General features: G+C 70.4%; 14 protein-coding genes. 7 read left to right on the top strand and 7 right to left on the bottom strand.

Features of this window, described 5'->3' with window-relative positions; all coding sequences use genetic code 11:
• Positions 1 to 10: 10 nt before the first annotated feature.
• The 5 genes from ACZ7M3_RS39290 to ACZ7M3_RS39270 form a co-directional block, all read right to left on the bottom strand.
• Positions 11 to 286, bottom strand: coding sequence for an Rdx family protein (locus tag ACZ7M3_RS39290; protein WP_054237070.1), 276 nt, complete (start codon positions 284 to 286; stop codon positions 11 to 13).
• Positions 283 to 1,197, bottom strand: a complete 915-nt coding sequence (locus ACZ7M3_RS39285) for a HipA family kinase (protein WP_351306689.1) — start codon at positions 1,195 to 1,197, stop codon at positions 283 to 285. Before ACZ7M3_RS39285 ends, ACZ7M3_RS39290 begins: the two co-directional genes overlap by 4 nt.
• Positions 1,198 to 1,391: 194 nt before the next feature.
• Entirely contained in the window at positions 1,392 to 3,332 is a 1,941-nt protein-coding gene (locus tag ACZ7M3_RS39280; protein WP_472070031.1) for an FHA domain-containing protein, read from the bottom strand.
• Positions 3,333 to 3,602: 270 nt separating this feature from the next.
• Complete coding sequence (locus tag ACZ7M3_RS39275) at positions 3,603 to 5,363, bottom strand: serine/threonine-protein kinase (RefSeq protein WP_472070029.1); 1,761 nt, start codon at positions 5,361 to 5,363, stop codon at positions 3,603 to 3,605.
• 363 nt (positions 5,364 to 5,726) lie between these two features.
• Positions 5,727 to 7,277, bottom strand: coding sequence for an IucA/IucC family protein (locus tag ACZ7M3_RS39270; RefSeq protein ID WP_472070027.1), 1,551 nt, complete (start codon positions 7,275 to 7,277; stop codon positions 5,727 to 5,729).
• Positions 7,278 to 7,363: 86 nt separating this feature from the next.
• On the opposite strand from ACZ7M3_RS39270, the gene ACZ7M3_RS39265 reads away from it, so the two are divergent.
• Genes ACZ7M3_RS39265 through ACZ7M3_RS39255 form a run of 3 tightly spaced genes read left to right on the top strand, consistent with a single transcriptional unit; the run spans position 7,364 to position 10,984 of the window.
• A complete protein-coding gene (locus tag ACZ7M3_RS39265) occupies positions 7,364 to 8,860 on the top strand; it encodes an IucA/IucC family protein (protein WP_472070025.1) in 1,497 nt (498 codons plus the stop codon).
• A 49-nt stretch (positions 8,861 to 8,909) separates the two neighbouring features.
• Positions 8,910 to 10,175, top strand: coding sequence for a VWA domain-containing protein (locus tag ACZ7M3_RS39260; RefSeq protein WP_472070023.1), 1,266 nt, complete (start codon positions 8,910 to 8,912; stop codon positions 10,173 to 10,175).
• The gene (locus tag ACZ7M3_RS39255; protein WP_472070021.1) at positions 10,175 to 10,984 is read left to right on the top strand and encodes a hypothetical protein; all 810 of its coding nucleotides are present in this window, start codon (positions 10,175 to 10,177) and stop codon (positions 10,982 to 10,984) included. The genes ACZ7M3_RS39260 and ACZ7M3_RS39255 overlap by 1 nt, the downstream gene beginning before the upstream one ends.
• A 333-nt stretch (positions 10,985 to 11,317) precedes the next feature.
• On the opposite strand, the gene ACZ7M3_RS39250 is transcribed toward ACZ7M3_RS39255, so the two are convergent.
• A complete protein-coding gene (locus tag ACZ7M3_RS39250) occupies positions 11,318 to 11,953 on the bottom strand; it encodes a winged helix-turn-helix transcriptional regulator (protein WP_351306677.1) in 636 nt (211 codons plus the stop codon).
• An 85-nt stretch (positions 11,954 to 12,038) separates the two neighbouring features.
• On the opposite strand from ACZ7M3_RS39250, the gene ACZ7M3_RS39245 reads away from it, so the two are divergent.
• The 4 genes from ACZ7M3_RS39245 (at position 12,039) to ACZ7M3_RS39230 (ending at position 15,168) form a co-directional block, all read left to right on the top strand.
• Positions 12,039 to 13,247 (top strand): pyridoxal phosphate-dependent aminotransferase, encoded by a 1,209-nt coding sequence (locus ACZ7M3_RS39245; RefSeq protein WP_472070019.1) that lies wholly within the window; start codon positions 12,039 to 12,041, stop codon positions 13,245 to 13,247.
• A 90-nt stretch (positions 13,248 to 13,337) separates the two neighbouring features.
• A complete protein-coding gene (locus ACZ7M3_RS39240) occupies positions 13,338 to 13,937 on the top strand; it encodes a histidine phosphatase family protein (protein WP_388520091.1) in 600 nt (199 codons plus the stop codon).
• A gap of 98 nt (positions 13,938 to 14,035) precedes the next feature.
• Positions 14,036 to 14,665: a hypothetical protein gene (locus ACZ7M3_RS39235; protein ID WP_472070017.1), complete on the top strand. Its 630-nt coding sequence runs from the start codon at positions 14,036 to 14,038 to the stop codon at positions 14,663 to 14,665.
• 80 nt (positions 14,666 to 14,745) lie between these two features.
• Positions 14,746 to 15,168 (top strand): acyl-CoA thioesterase, encoded by a 423-nt coding sequence (locus ACZ7M3_RS39230; RefSeq protein ID WP_472070015.1) that lies wholly within the window; start codon positions 14,746 to 14,748, stop codon positions 15,166 to 15,168.
• A gap of 21 nt (positions 15,169 to 15,189) precedes the next feature.
• Here the strand turns inward: ACZ7M3_RS39230 and ACZ7M3_RS39225 are convergent, their stop codons facing one another.
• Positions 15,190 to 15,591 (bottom strand): winged helix-turn-helix transcriptional regulator, encoded by a 402-nt coding sequence (locus ACZ7M3_RS39225; RefSeq protein ID WP_450434209.1) that lies wholly within the window; start codon positions 15,589 to 15,591, stop codon positions 15,190 to 15,192.
• Between the last annotated feature and the right edge of the window lie 95 nt (positions 15,592 to 15,686).

Here is a 15,686-nt window from a genome sequence, read left to right as displayed (position 1 = left end):
CCGAGGCGGTTCACTTGTCCGAGTGGCCCAGGGACCTTCCCGGGGCCACTCGGTCGCGTACGAGCTTCTTCACAGCCGTCGGTTCCGGGAAGCCCTGCTCGCGCCGGTCCCAGACCACCTCGTCGTTCACGCGGACGACGAACACGCCGCCGGTGCCGGGCTTCAGGGACAGCTCGGTGAGTTCCGTCTCGAAGGTGGTGAGCAGCTCCTGGGCCAGCCAGGCCGCGCGGGGCAGCCAGCGGCACTGGGTGCAGTATTCGATCTGGACGCGCTGGACGTCTGTCATCCGAGGTGCACCGACCAATCCTGTTCCGCCGCCGGTTTGCCGTGCAGGTCGGGGACCCGCTTGAGCCAGTTCGGGCGGCCCTGCTGGGTTTTCGTCGCGCGGTCCGCGTCCTCGGCGGCGAGCTGTTCGCGGCTCGGGAAGTCCGTGGGAAGCCAGTCCGCGGAGGCCTTCACGCGGGCGAGGAGATAGCGGACGTAGGCCTCGCGCGCCTCGTCCGGGGTCGCGAAACCGGGTTCTTCCGCGAGCCAGGCGTCCGGCACCGCGGCGGTGACCTCGCGCAGCAGCTCCTCCGTCACCTTGGGCGCCAGTTCCGCGTCGGCGGCGCGGGTGTCCGGGGCGTAGCCGCCGAGGGCGTGGTTGCGGAAGTCGTACGCCTTCTCCGGTGCCGAGGCGTCCCAGCGGTGGTGGAAGACGAGGGCGGCGCCGTGGTCGATCAGCCACAGCCGCGGGGGCGCGATGCCGAACGTCGGCCAGACCATCAGGTTCGAGCTGTGCACCGTGCGGTCCACGTTGACCGTGAGGGCGTCCAGCCAGATCACCTCGCCCGCCTCCAGCGGGTCGACGGGGAACGTCCTGGCCGTCTCCGGGGTGAAGTCCTTCGCGCCCGGCAGATAGTCCATGCCGAGGTTGATCCCTGCACTGACGCGCAGCAGGTCCTGGACCTCCTGGTGCGGCTCGTGCTCGGCGACGGCCGGGTCGAAGTGGACGAGGACCAGCTCGGGGAAGCGCAGCCCGAGGGCGCGCGCCAGTTCACCGACGATCACCTCGGCGACCAGCGCCTTGCGGCCCTGCGCGGAGCCGGTGAACTTCACGACATACGTCCCCAGGTCGTCGGCCTCGACGACTCCGGGCACGGAGCCACCGGACCGCAGGGGTGCGATATAGCGGGTCGCAGTGACCTCGTTCAGCATTTTCTCAGGCCATACATTTTCTTGACCTTACAATCCATGACGAACCTCAGACATATGCAACCAAGGTAATCGACGTGCGCCCCTTGCCTCCATCATGATCATGCCCGGTACGACTTCGAAGAACACGGCTCCTCTTCTTCGTTCCTGAAGAAGAGGAGCCGTGTTCTCCTCGCCGCGGAATGTCCCGCCCGGACTCAGACCGGGTTGGAGGGCACGGAATCCTGCGGTATGAGGGCCGGCGGCCCGATGCGCGGGTCGGTGGGGCGAGGGACGTAGACGGGGGAGTCCGACTGGTAGAAGAGGTCGATGTCGGCCTCCTCGCCGCCGACGATCAGCGTGTCCCACGCACCGCTCTCCTGGAGCGTGCGGAGCGTGGCCGGGTCCAGCGTCAAGAGGTGGTTGCGCAGTTCCTCGTCCGTGGGCATACCGGGGAGACGGGTGGCGAGGCGCTCGCGTATCGCGCTCATGCGCTCCAGCAGGGAGTCTAGGGACGCGTGCTCGGGTTCGGAGCCGTCGCCGGGTTCCGGTTCCATGCTGCGGGCGATGATGTCCTTGATGGCGCGGGTGACGCCCTGTTCGTCGGTGGTGACCATGGCGTTCCAGGCCCGGCTCTTGTGCCGGTACTGAAGCATGGACATGGCCGCCTCGTGCCGGATGAAGTCGGCGTCGCGCAGCGGCTTTCCCTGCCATGTGCGGCTGAGGGAGCGGGCGAGCGAAGTGGCGGAGGCGAGGCCGCTGTTGAGACCTCGACCCGGCCAGAAGTGGATGGCGTTGGCCGCGTCGCCCAGCAGGAGACCGTACGTGCCGGGGCCCGTCGCGGTCGGGCGGCTCAGCTGCGCCGTGAACCGCGGGCGCTGCACCATGTCCAGGCGGAACGACGTGATCGCGGTGAGGTCGTTCTCCGGGACGCCGAACAGCTTCAGTCCCTCCCGGATCCGCTTCCACAAGGGCGAACTGCGCAGCAGGGCGGGCAGGAAGAGGGTTCCGTGCGTGGGACAGCGGAACTCGTGGTCCTCTTCACGGCTCATGACGCAGGGGCGAGCGGCGATGCACTCCTCGAAGACCTGACGGACCGGGTCGATGCCGATCACGTTGCGGGCCTCCTCACGGGTGAGCCGCATGTTCAAGAAGCCCTCGCCACGCAGCGAGTTGAGAAGAAACCTGTTCTGCGACACGGTCAGCAGGACGCTCATCTGGTCCGAGAGCGGGGACTTCACCCGAAGCCCCAGCACCACGTCCTGCAGGTGGTCGCCGTCAAGGGAGTAGATCGAGGCGTCGGCCGCGCCGAAGCGGTCGGCGTAGTGCTCCCGCGTACGGGATCGTCCGCCTTCACAGATCGCGAGGACGTGTTCCTGCGAGAGCCGGCTCTGGTGCTCCGACGGGTCGAACCGCTCCGGCACCAGCCGGATCGCGGCGTTCTTGTTCGCCAACTCCAGCAGGCGGTCCTCGATGTAGGCGATCCGGATGTTGCGGGGAGGCAGGCCGTCCACGGAGTCCGGTCCGACGGGCCACATTTCCGAATAGTCGCCCGCGTCGTCGAACAGCGCCGACTGTATGTCCTCGGGCAGAGCGAGGTACTGCCGGCTCTGGACGGTCACGACCTGTTGGCGACGGACGTTCCCCTGGGTCTCGTCCTTCCAGACGACGGTGGAGCCGTTCTTGGTCCACCGCCCTTCGTAGACCGTGATCGAGACCCGCTCGCGCAGCATGTTCTCCAGTGTCAGCGCGAAGGCGAGGCCCACCGGGCCGCCGCCGGTGATGGTGACCCTGAGCACGCCAGGGTCCGCGGAGGCGCTCACCCGGGGTGCGTCGAGGTGGGAGAGATCCATCATTGTCTCGATGGCGTCCTCCGACTCGAAGAGGAACGTCTCCTCACCTATTCGGATGCGGTCGCCGGAGCGCAGTGCATGCCGTGTGATGCGCTGGTCGTTGACGAAGGTGCCGTTCCGGCTGTTGCGGTCGTAGAGCACGAAGCCGGCGTCCTCGTCGAGGATTTCGGCGTGCAGACGGGAGGCGTTGGCGCTGACGATCACGACGTCGTTGTCGCTCTTGCGACCGAACGTCAGTGGAGCAGCGCTCAGGACCACGCTTTGACCAGTGAAGGGGCCCGTTTGCCCCAGGATGACCGATGGCACTGATACTCCTTATGAACGACATCCAACTGCGAAAGAGAGGCCGCGAGACGCGGCTGACCCGACACGAGACCGGAGCCTTCACTCAAACGTGAACGTGACCTGGTTTAGTTCGATTCTTGCGACAAATTCGTTCCACGCTTCGTCACGGGGCCGCGATCCGGACACCTCACCGCACTGCGGGAGAACTCCGGGCACGGGACGGCCGGGACCGAGAGCCGCCCCGCTCCGCAACACGGTCCGAGCCGTAGGTCGGTGCCCGGACGGTGTGCCTCAGCCCGTTCCGGCCTCGCAAGTCAGCGACAGAGGCACCATGTTGGACTTGCCCTGCAAGGGTGCCTTGAGCTCCACGCCGATTTCGCTCTCGAGCTTTCCGGCTTCCGCCCACGTGCTCAGGCTCACCGTGTCCTGCTTGCTGAGCCCTCCGTCATCCGAGAACACCAGCGTCCTCCAGTGCGGATCGGTCACCGAACCGTCCTTGGACACCCACCGGTAGGAGAATTGGGCCGGGAGCCGGTCCACCGAGAACGTCGCCGTGAAGGTGGGCGCCTGCTCGCCCGGCGGCGGGCACTGTCCCGAGTACGTCGTGTGCGAACCCGTCACCGTCACCCGCACCCCCAGGGTGGCGGAGGCGCCTTGGTCGTCGCCCTGTGTGCTCGGGGCGGTGGCGTTCTCGGCGTTCTTCGAGGCCGAACCGGCCCCTGCGGTGGTGTTGCCGGCGCTCTGCCGATCTCCGCTTCCGTTTCCGTCGTTCATGAGCGCATAGCCCACTCCGGCCAGCGCCAGCACGCACAGGGACACGCCCGCGGCGACGAGCGCGATGCTGCGTCGGCTGCGCCGCGCGTCAACCGGGGGGACGGAGGAAGCTGGTGTTCCCGCGGCACGCGGATCCGCGTCCGCTGCCGGCGCCGGGGAATGTGTGACCGTGGGCTGCGCCGAAGGATCCGCGACCGTGGGCTGCGTCACGGGATCCACGTCCGCCGCCCGCGCCGAAGGGTCCGCGACCGTGGGCTGCGCCGAAGGGTCCGCGACCGTCGCCTGTGCCAAGGGATCAACGACCGTGGGCTGTGCCAAGGAATGCGTGACCGTGGGCTGTTCCCCAGAATCCGCGGGAGACGTTCGCGTCGTGGGCTGCGTCGAAACGGTCGGGGAGTCGGAGGACGGCTCCACGACTCCCGTGTCGGGGACGCCGCCCTGGCCAACGAGCCGCAGGTCCTGTTCCGCCTGCTCGGCGGTGAGGCGTTCGTCCGGATCCTTGCGCAGCAGCCCCTCGATGACCGGAGTGAGAGCGCCGGCCCGGCGGACTTGCGGCAACTCCGCGTCCACGATGGCCCGCAGGGTGCTGAGCGGGGTGTTCTGGCGGAAGGGGGAGCGCGCCTCGACGGCCGCGTACAGCAGCACGCCGAGCGACCACAGGTCCGACGCGGGCCCGGACCGCCGGCCCAACGCCCGCTCCGGAGCCAGGAACTCGGGCGATCCGACGACTTCACCGGTCATGGTGAGCGCGGAGTCCCCCTCGATCATGGCGATGCCGAAATCGGTGAGCACCACCCGGCCGTCCTTGGCTATCAGCACGTTGGCCGGTTTCACGTCGCGGTGCAGCACGCCGGTCTCGTGGGCGGCGTGGAGCGCGGCAAGCACCTCGAGGCCGATGGACGCGGCACGTTGCGGGGAGAGCCGGCCCTCGGTCTTGAGCAGGTCGGCCAGCGACTGACCGCGGACCAACTCCATCACGATCCACGGGCGGCCCTCCTCCACGGCCACGTCGTAGACGGTCACCACGTTCGGATGCGCCACCCGGGCCGCAGCCCACGCCTCACGCTCCAGCCGCGTGTACATCCGGTCGACGTCGGGCGCCGCCAGTCCGGCAGGCGCCCGGACCTCCTTGATGGCAACCTCGCGGTGCAGCACCTTGTCGTAGGCGCGCCACACGGTGCCCATGCCGCCCGCACCGAGGGGCGACAGCAGACTGTAGCGGCCGGCGATCACACGCTCGCTGCCCGACTCTTGGGACACGGCGTCCTCATTGGCCATCGGAGCGATTCTCCCTTTCCCTACCCAAGCTGCTCGTCAGAGCGCGGACATCGCACGTGGACCATGCACCTGGCCTGCCCGGAAAGCAGGGCACGGACGGGGTGACCCCACAGCGGAGGAACCCGCGGCGACCCAACGGACTAATCCGACGGTGATCGTACCGTCGTTTACCGGACGCGGGTGCAGACGTGTGTGCGACACCGCCCGGGTCGAATCGCTCCATCATCACGTTCATCTTTCGTCCCCTGTTGTTCACCTCGCCAGGTCGGCGGGTCGATGGTGGAGGTCTGCCCGCCTCCAGGGGCCGGCACGGGAGTTGAGCCGGTCGGTCGCCAGACCGGGAGCGTGAAGAGGAACGCGGTACTAGGCGCTGGCCAGCGGGTTCGGCAGCGGGAGGTAGCGGGCGTCCGCGCCGTCCGCGCCCGTCCAGCGAAGCAGCAGGTTCGTCTTGCCGGGGAGCGTGGGGGCGGTGAGCAACTCCGCGATCTCGTGCGCGATCCCGGGCAGGCCGTGGTGGGCCAGCTCGGTCCGTACGGCGGGCCACGGGTCCCAGCCCGGGTGGTCCTCCGCGAGCAGGGCGGCGAGTTCTGACACGTTGTTGACGATCAGGCAGTAGACCAGCCGCTCCCATCCGGCGGCCCGGTCCACGTCCATGAGCAGCTTCACGCCCTCCACGTCCCTGAACAGCGCCTGCACGGGGATGCCGTCGGCGTCCACGGCCACCACCGTGTTCTGCAGATGCACCTCCAGGACGACTCCGTGCCGCGCGAACGCCTCCAGGGCCGGGGGGACGACCTGGCGCAGATACGCCGTCCACCAGGCGGACGGGTCGGCGAGACCGTCGAGGGGGCTGCCCTCGAAGCCCTCGACAAGGGCGGCGGCGAGGAGCGGGGTCGCGCCGGGGACGACGTGCTCGCGCAGCCCGTCGCGGACGAGGACCGCGAGTTCTTCGAAGGCGAAGTCGGCGGTGCGGTAGCCGCGGTCGCTCAGCCAGGCAGCGCCCGTTCCCGTGCTTGCCACCGTGGTCGTGGCCGTAGTCGTAGGCCCGAACGCGGCGACTGTCGCCTCGTCAGTACGACGCAGTTTCAGCAGGTCGTGGCGCCACAGCCGACGGATGTCGTTGGTGATGCGCACGTCGAGGCTGAACTTGACGAAGACGTCGTCCTCGGGTGCGTAGAGCGTGCGGATGGCGGCCGTCGGCCACAGCGGGCGCGCGGTGCGGCCCAGGCGGATCAGCCGACCGTCCGCGAAGGCGGCCCGGATCTCCGGGCGGGCGCCGACCAGGTCGAGCTGCCAGGGGTGGGCCGGAAGCAGCCGGTAGCCCTCCGGGGACGGCCCGAAGTCGTCCAGCGCCGAGGTGTCGCCCTCCTCGACGACCGCGTCCTCCCGCACGCCGAGCAACTCCAGCGGGAAGCGGGCGTACGCCTCGGGCGCGTACGGCAGCCAGCCGGCGACGGGGCCGCCGCCCCGGGCCTTGGGCGCCGGGTGGTACGGGTGCCCGGTGATCAGGGACTGCTCGGAGCGGATGTACGGGTCCGCGGGCGGCGTCGCGTGCAGGCGGGCGGCGAGCAGTGTGGCCACCGCGTCCCGGCTGTCGATCATCTCGGCGGGCAGCTCGGGGTTGGACAGACCGGTGAATCCGCGCAGTTCCTCGGCGGTGAGTTTGACCAGTTCGGCGTGGGTGAGCCCGTGCCAGGCCCCGTCGGCGTACACCTCTGGCGCCACGGGCCTGCGCGTCCCCCGCACCCGCAGCAGCCGCCCGCTGGGGCGGAGCCGGAACACACCGGAGTTCTCGGCGGGCTCCCCCACCTCCCGCAGCAGACAATTGAGCAGCGGCGCGGCGGCGTACTCGTCGGCGGCCTCTTCTATGTCGTCCCTGAGGTGCCTGGGGGGCATGGAGTCCACGCGATCCATTCATTCCATACGGTGCACTGGTGATCAGTATGTCTGTCGGCGCGGGCGACCGCGACGCGCAGTCCCCGTACCCAAGGAGCCCGACCGTGCACCGTCCCCCCACGCCCGACGCCGAGGCAGCGCTCGCCGACGAGCTGAGCGCCGTACGCCCCGCCCTCTCGGCGCCGTACGCGGCCGGGCTCCCCGGCGCCCGGGCGGCTGTGCTGAGCCGGCTGTGGCGTGCGCTGGCGTACGAGCCGATGCCGTGGATCGCGCGCCGCGAACCGGGGGCCGACGGGCTCACGCTCCACCTCACCGACGGCCGCCGGCTGCACGGCCCGCGCCCGGATCCGTACGCGACCGCCTCGTACGTCACCGAGGTCCGGCTGGACAACACGGTGTACGAGCGTCCGGCGCGGCTCATGACGGACCTCGGCGTACCGCACGCGACCGCCTTCGCCGCCGAGCTCGACGGCAGTGTCGCCTCGTTGGCCCTGTCGCGCGCGAACCAGCCCGCTGTCGCCCATGAGCCCCTGACCAGCTGGGAGTGGGAGCAGCGGGTGGTCGACGGGCATCCGTACCACCCCAACTGCCGCTCCCGGCCCGGGTTCTCGGTGGCCGAGCAGCTCGCCCACGGGCCGGAGCACCGGCCGGTCGTGGAACTCGGCCTGGTGGGCGTGGACGACTGTCTGGTCCGGGGTGAGTGGCCCAAGTGGCTGCGGGACGAGGACCGTTTCCTGATCCCCGTCCACCCCTGGCAGCTGGCGCACGTCCTGCGCACCGCGCCCCAGGAGGCCGTCCCCGCACACCCGTTGATGTCGCTGCGCACCCTCGCTCTGCCCGAAGGACCGCACGTCAAGACCGCGCTGAGCGCCCGGCTGACCTCCTCCGTGCGGGACATCTCGGTCTACTCGATCGAGACGTCGGCGACGGTGTCGGCGTTCGCGGAGGACATGGCGGCCCGTACGGACGGCCTGCTGCACGTCACCCGCACCCTGGGCGCCGTCACGGCCCGCTCCCCCGACCTGGCGGCGGTGCTGCGCGAGTCCCCGGACGTGTACGCGCACCCGGGCGAGCGCGTCCTGCCCGTGGCCGCCCTCGCCACCACCGAGCTGCCCCGATCGGCCGCCTGGCTGGCCGACTTCACCCGCCTCGCGCTCACCGTCTGTCTGCGGCTGCTCGATCTGGGGGTGGCCCTGGAGGCGCACGGCCAGAACCTCCTGGTCGTACTGTCCGCCACCGGCGCCCCGGTCCGGCTCGTCTACCGCGATCTGGCCGACATCCGCGTGAGTCCGGCCCGGCTGGCCCGGCACGGCATCCCGGCTCCGGCGCTCTCCGGACGGATCGTCACGGACGATGTGACCACCCTGCGCCGCAAGATGTTCGGCTCGCTGATCGGCGGCACGCTGGGGGCGACGGCCGGTTCGTCTTCCGTACTGCGGGAGGCCCTGGAGACCGTCGTACGGGATCTGCCGCGCACCCCGGACCTGGCGGTCCTGCTCGACGAGCCGCTGCCGACCAAGGCGTTGAGCCTGATGCGGCTGTCTCCGGAGACTCCGGGGGACATCTGGGCGCGGCTTCCCAACCCGTTCGCCACCCAATAGTTCGTAGATCGTTTTGAAGCCTGGCACCTTTGCTCCATAGGATCCGGCGATGATCACAAGACAACGGCTGGCGGCAGGAGTCTGCGCCCTGCTCGCCGCCCTGACGGCCGGGATCGCCTTCCCGACCGGAGCGGTCGCCGACGAAACGGCGGAGCAGGCCGCTCCCAAGGTCGAACTCGTGCTGGACGTCAGCGGTTCGATGCGAGCGCGCGACATCGACGGCGGGTCGCGCATGTCCGCGGCGAAGCAGGCGTTCAACGAGGTGCTCGACGCGACACCCGAGGAGGTCCAGCTCGGCATACGGACCCTCGGCGCCAACTACCGCGGCAACGACCGCAAGACGGGCTGCAAGGACACCGCCCAGCTGTACCCGGTGGGCACGCTGAACCGCACGGAGGCGAAGACCGCCGTCGCGACGCTCACGCCCACCGGCTGGACGCCGATCGGTCCCGCGCTGCTCAAGGCGGCCGACGACCTCGACGGCGGCAACGGCACCCGGCGGATCGTGCTGATCAGCGACGGCGAGGACACCTGCCAGCCGCTCGACCCGTGCGAGGTGGCCCGCGAGATAGCCGCCAAGGGCATCGGGCTCACCATCGACACCCTCGGGCTCGTGCCCGACGCCAAGACCCGCGACCAGCTCAGCTGCATCGCGGACGCGACCGGCGGCACGTACACCTCGATCCAGCACAAGGAAGAACTCAGCGACCGCGTCGGTCAGTTGGTGGAGCGCGCCGCCGACCCGGTGGTGACGCCGGTCGCCGTGGAGGGCGCCACCGCCTGCACGAGTGCCCCGACGCTGAAGTCCGGGCTGTACACGGACCGCGAGGAGTTCGGGCAGCACCGCTACTACCGCGTGGACGTCAAGCCGGGCCAGGAGCTGCGCGCCTCGGTGAGCGTCGCGGCCGACCGCGAGGTCAACCCGGACTACGGGGTGTTGCTGCGCGCCGTCACCGTGCACGGGCGTGAGATCGTGCGCGGCGAGGCGGCGGGCAACGGCCGTACCGACGTCGTCTCGACCGGTCTGCGCTATCCCAAGGCCGAGAGCGACGACGAGAACGCCCCCGCCGAGACCGTGTGTCTTCAGGTGTCCAACTCCTTCTCGGCGGCGAGCGGCGTGAAGACCACGCCGGGCATGCCGGTGGAACTGACGGTCGACGTCGTGGACGGGCCGGACCAGGCGAGCGACGTGGCCTCCTTCGGCCTCGGCCGCGGCTGGTGGCTGCTCGGCGCCCTCGTGCTCACCGGCTTCCTGGCGGGTGTGCTGTGGGGCTGGGTCTCGCGCCTGCGGATCGCGGTCTGGAGGACCAACTGATGCATGTCAGAAGAGTGTTGAGCACCGCCCTGCTGCTGCTCGGGATCGCCGCGGCGCCCGCCGCGGCCGACTCCTCGCCCTCCGCGAGCCCCTCGGGCGACAGCGCCGCGCCGACCCAGGCCGGCACGTCGTTCCGTACGGCGACCGAGATCGAGCAGGGCCAGCAGGCCACCGCCAGCGGGTCCACGGGCGACTACCTGTATTGGTCGTTCCCCGCGGACGCCGGGCAGCGACCCACCGTGAAGGCGACGGTGAAGCTGCCGGAGGCCTCCACGCGGCACGCCGGCCAGACCTGGCAGCTCGACGTCTACGACGGGCTGCGGCGCCGCCAGGCGTGCCAGTACGGGTCACAGACACGGACGGCGGCGCAGGACGCGGCCTCCGTGGAACTGGCCTGCACCCTGCGCACGGTCCGTTCCTGGTCGGAGACCTGGGCCAACGACCCGCTGCCGGGCACGTACTACGTCCGGCTGACCGTCACCGGGCTGCAGGCCTCCGACCTGGGTCTGCCGGTCGGGGCCGAGGTCAAGGTCGATTCCAAGGACATCGGCGGGTCGGCTGCGGTGGACGGTTCGCTGGCGAAGCCGCTGGTGCCGGGCATCGCGACGAGCGCCGGCAAGTCCGACTCCGGTTCGTCGACGACCGCGCTGTCGTCCATCGAGCCCGACGACGGCTGGGCCTCCGGCTGGTGGTCCGACCGCTGGGTGTGGACCGCGATCGGCGGCATCCTCGCGGCGCTCGCGGGCATCGGCGGGTACGCGTTGACCCGGGGGTCGGGACGGCCTTCCCGGGTGCCGCCGGGTGCGTAGGAACACGTAGGCGTCCGTGACGGCTCCGTGACGGCGAAGGCCCGCCGTGCCCCCTCGGCACGGCGGGCCTCGTCCCCCGCCCGGGTTCCGGTCCGGTGAGGTGCTGGGCGTCGCGAGTTGTTGCTTACCAGCCGCTCGCGGCGGACACGGAAGGCGCGGCGGTGGTCCCGAGGCCGACGGCGAGCGCCGCCGGGCCGAACAGCACCGCCAGGGGCTTCTTGATACGCATGCGAGTCACCCTGTGGCCGCCGCCCCGCCACCCGCAATGTTTTCGAACGCGCTGGAAGTGTCTGGCGCGAGCGGCACGCGACGGCTACGGGGACCGTACCGGCGTCACTCCCCGCGCAGCACCTTGGCGAGGGTGCTCTCCCCCGTGACCTCGATCCGTCCCTCGCGCACCGCGTCCGACAGGGTCGAGATCCCGCGGCTCACATCCGTGCAGGTTCCGGTGTCGAGACTCAGCCGGACGTCCGGCTCCTCCGGGGCGGGCCCGTCCCCGTACGCAGGCCCCTCCTCGGCGCCCAGCCACACATGGAACTCCCCCTCGTCCAGGCGGACTTCGACCAGCCCTTCAGCGCCCTCCCCCGCCAGGCCCCGCAGCAGCGGCAGCGCGAACCAGTGCGCCCGTACGGCGTCCGTGGCCCCGCGCTCGCCCAGCGAGGGCGCGCCCCACTCGCCGAGCGCCTGCAGCACGGGCAGCAACTCCCGCCCCCTGCCGGTGAGTTCGTAGACGTACGCGGCGCCCGGCGGCGGCAGTCGGCGCCGGGTCGTCAGTCCGTCGCGCTCCATGTCCTTGAGCCGGGAGGCGAGGACGTCCGTGCTCACGCCCGGCAGATCCGCGTGCAGATCGGTGTAGCGGCGCGGGCCGCCGAGCAGCTCGCGGACGATCAGGAGGGTCCAGCGGTCACCGACGGCGTCGAGCGCTCGGGCCGCGGAACAGTACTGGTCGTAGCTTCGGCGAGGTGACATGCGACGCAGTCTAGACATGTTGTTGGACTTTCCAAGCACTCACTTGGTAAAACCAAGCAACACCACGAACCGGAGGACACAGCGCATGGAGTTCCGGCAGTCGAGCAAGCTCAGCGAGGTCTGTTACGAGATCCGCGGCCCGGTGATCGAGCACGCCGACGCACTGGAGGCGGCGGGCCACAGCGTGCTGCGCCTCAACACCGGCAACCCCGCGCTCTTCGGTTTCGAGGCGCCGGAGGAGATCCTCCAGGACATGATCCGGATGCTGCCGCAGGCGCACGGCTACACCGACTCGCGCGGCATCCTCTCCGCCCGCCGCGCGGTCGCCCAGCGCTACCAGGAACGGGGCCTGGAGGTCGGCGTGGACGACGTCTTCCTCGGCAACGGTGTCTCCGAACTGGTCTCCATGGCGGTCCAGGCGCTGGTGGAGGACGGCGACGAAGTCCTCATCCCCGCCCCGGACTTCCCGCTCTGGACGGCCGTCACGACCCTCGCGGGCGGCAAGGCGGTCCACTACCTCTGCGACGAACAGTCGGACTGGTACCCGGACCTGGCCGACATGGAGTCGAAGATCACCGACCGCACCCGCGCGGTCGTCGTCATCAACCCCAACAACCCGACCGGCGCGGTCTACCCCCAGGAGATCATCGAGGGCATCCTCGGCCTCGCCCGCCGGCACGGCCTGATGGTCTTCGCGGACGAGATCTACGACCAGATCCTGTACGACGACGCGGTCCACCACTCGGCCGCGGCGCTCGCCCCCGACCTGGTGGTCCTCACCTTCTGCGGTCTGTCCAAGACGTACCGGGTGGCGGGCTTCCGCTCGGGCTGGCTGGTGGTGACGGGCCCCAAGCAGCACGCCCGCAACTACCTGGAAGGCCTGACCATGCTGGCCTCCATGCGGCTGTGCCCCAACGCGCCCGCCCAGTACGCCATCCAGGCCGCGCTCGGCGGCCGCCAGTCCATCCACGAACTGACCTCGCCCGGCGGCCGCCTCCACGAACAGCGCAACCGTGTCTGGGAGAAGCTCAACGAGATCCCGGGCGTCTCCTGCGTCAAGCCCAAGGGCGCGCTGTACGCCTTCCCCCGCATCGACCCCGAGGTCCACAAGATCCACGACGACGAGAAGTTCGTCCTGGACCTCCTCCTCCGCGAGAAGATCCAGGTCGTCCAGGGCACCGGCTTCAACTGGCCCCGCCCCGACCACTTCCGCATCCTCACCCTCCCGCACGCCGACGACCTGGACGCGGCGATCAGTCGGATCGGACGGTTCCTGGGCGGGTATCGACAGTAGGGCCGCCGTATGGCGCACTCCGACCTGCGGACCGCCGGGGGCGATGACACCGTACGGAAGGAGTGACAGGACCGGAGAAGGGTGTCGTACATGGGTGACCTGATCCTCGTGCGGCACGGCGAGACCGAGTGGTCCTTGTCCGGGCGGCACACCGGATCGACCGACATCCCACTGACGGAGAACGGACGCGAGCAGGCCAAGCGGCTGGCCCCGCTGGTCGCCTCGCACCACATCGCGGCGGCGTTCGTGAGCCCGATGCAACGGGCGCGGGAGACGGCCCGGCTGGCCGGGGTCGAGGGGGCGCGGGTGGACGCGGACCTGTGCGAGTGGGACTACGGCGGGTACGAAGGGATCACGACCGTGGAGATCCACCGGACCCGGCCGGACTGGTTCCTGTTCGACGACGGGGTCGCGCCGGGGCCGCCGGAGCATCCCGGGGAGAGCCCGGAGCAGGTCGGGGCGCGGGCGGAGCGGATGCTCGCCAAGGTCGACGCGGCGCTCGCCGAGGCGGAGGGCAGTGTCGTCCTCATCTCCCACGGGCACTTTCTGCGGGTGCTGACCGCGCGGCGGCTGGGGCTGCGGGCTTCGGACGGCGCGTTGTTCCAGCTCGCCACCGGGACGGTGAGCCGGCTGAGCACCGAGCATCGGCGGCATGTCGTGGCCGGCTGGAATGTCAGACCCCCGTCGTAATCTTCGAGTGGGCCGGGATCGGGGTCGGCCCAGGGGGACGCGCGTTTCGCCGCGCCCTGACGGGGCGTTGCGGCCGACGTACGGAAAGGGGTGCCGTCATGACACGACCGCCGACCGTCGCGCAGCGGCGTGTCATCGACGCGGCGGACCCGGTGACCGGGCGGCTGAAGGGGACGGACGCGCAGCTCGCCGCGCTGGTGAAGCGGGGGCTCGCCTTCCGGCATCCGCGACCGCCGCACGACCACTTTCTGACGCCCGCCGGGCACCGGATACGGGAGACGTCCGAGCCGACTGCGGCGCCTGAGCCTTCCGCAGCCCCCTCCGACTCGGGTGTGTTCACCGCGCGGATCGGCGGCGAGGAGAACGCCGTCGGCGGCCCCTCCCGCACACGCGAGGTGCACAGTGCCTGGCAAGGGCTGCTGGAGCTACGGCGGATGACCAACCGGGACGGGGCGGTGGACCGCCCGTGCGGATGGGAACGTACGCATCTGGTGCAGGCCGCCGCGCTCGCTCTGGAGGCCGCCGGGCACCGTCCCGCGGCAGGGGAAGGCCCCGGCTATCGGGTGCGGGCGACTCCGCAGCCGGAGGCCGTCGCCCTGCGCGAGCCGGACGCAGAGGCGTTGCGGGCCTGCGCGGCCACGCTGGAGAGGGCGGGCTGGCAGGTCGGCGAGCACACGGAGCCGCGTACACGAGCGCGGTATGTGCTCGCCTCACCCCGGCGGGCGTGAGGTCCCTCGATTCCCTTCCACTCCTCAGTAGAGTGGCGTCCGTTCCGGCCGTCGTACACACGATCGAAGAAGGGAATGTCGTGGCTGAGCCGTTTTCCGTGCCCGTGACCGTTCGCGGGTACGAGACCGACACCCAGGGGCATCTGAACCAGAGCGTGTATCTGCAGTACGCCGAACACGCCCGCTGGTGCTTACTCGATGCGGCCGGGATAGGCCAGACCGACCTGGTCTCCAAGGGTGTGGGACCGGTGACCCTGGAGACGACGATCCGCTATCTGCGGGAGTTGCGTGCGGGGGACCGGACCGAAGTGACCTGCGCGTTCACCTGGGGTGAGGGCAAGACCTTCCGGATCGGGCAGACGATACGGAAGGCGGACGGCACGGTGGCCGCCGAGTTCACCGCGGTGGGTGGGCTGCTGGACCTCAAGGAGCGCAGGCTGGTCGCGGACCCCCGCGTGTACTTCCGCGCGCTGGCCACCGATCCGAGCGTCTTCGGCCTCTGAGCCCATCCCGCGTGGCGCGGTCTACGCGTCCAGCAGCTCCGGGCTGTGCTGGGCGTCGTAGGCCGCGCGCGCCTCGGCGATCGTGACGCGGTGCCGCTCCGCCCAGTCCGTCAGGGACAGCAGGGTGGCGTGCAACTCGGCGGCCACCGGCGTGAGTTCGTACTCGACCTTGGGCGGGACCATCGGGTGCACGGTACGGGTGAGGAGTCCGTCGCGCTCCAGATTGCGCAGCGTCAGGGTGAGCATGCGGCGGCTGATGCCGTCGATGCTGCGCTCCAGTTCGGTGAAGCGGATCGGGCCGTGCGCGGCGGCCACGATGATCTGCACGCTCCATTTCCCGGCGACCCTGTCAAGAACCTCGCGGACGGGGCACGCCTGCGCGTGCACGACCTGCGGGGTAACACCGGTGTTCCCTTGGGACATTGAGGTGCCTCCTTATGCCGATCTCCATGGTCACTCACGATGTACCCCGTTACAAGTCGTGCACCTATGGAAACGCGTCGCACACGTGGTCGCAT

The sequence above is a fragment of the Streptomyces sp. NPDC111656 genome, assembly GCF_055656965.1.
This window is presented reverse-complemented; position numbering and strand designations above follow the sequence as displayed.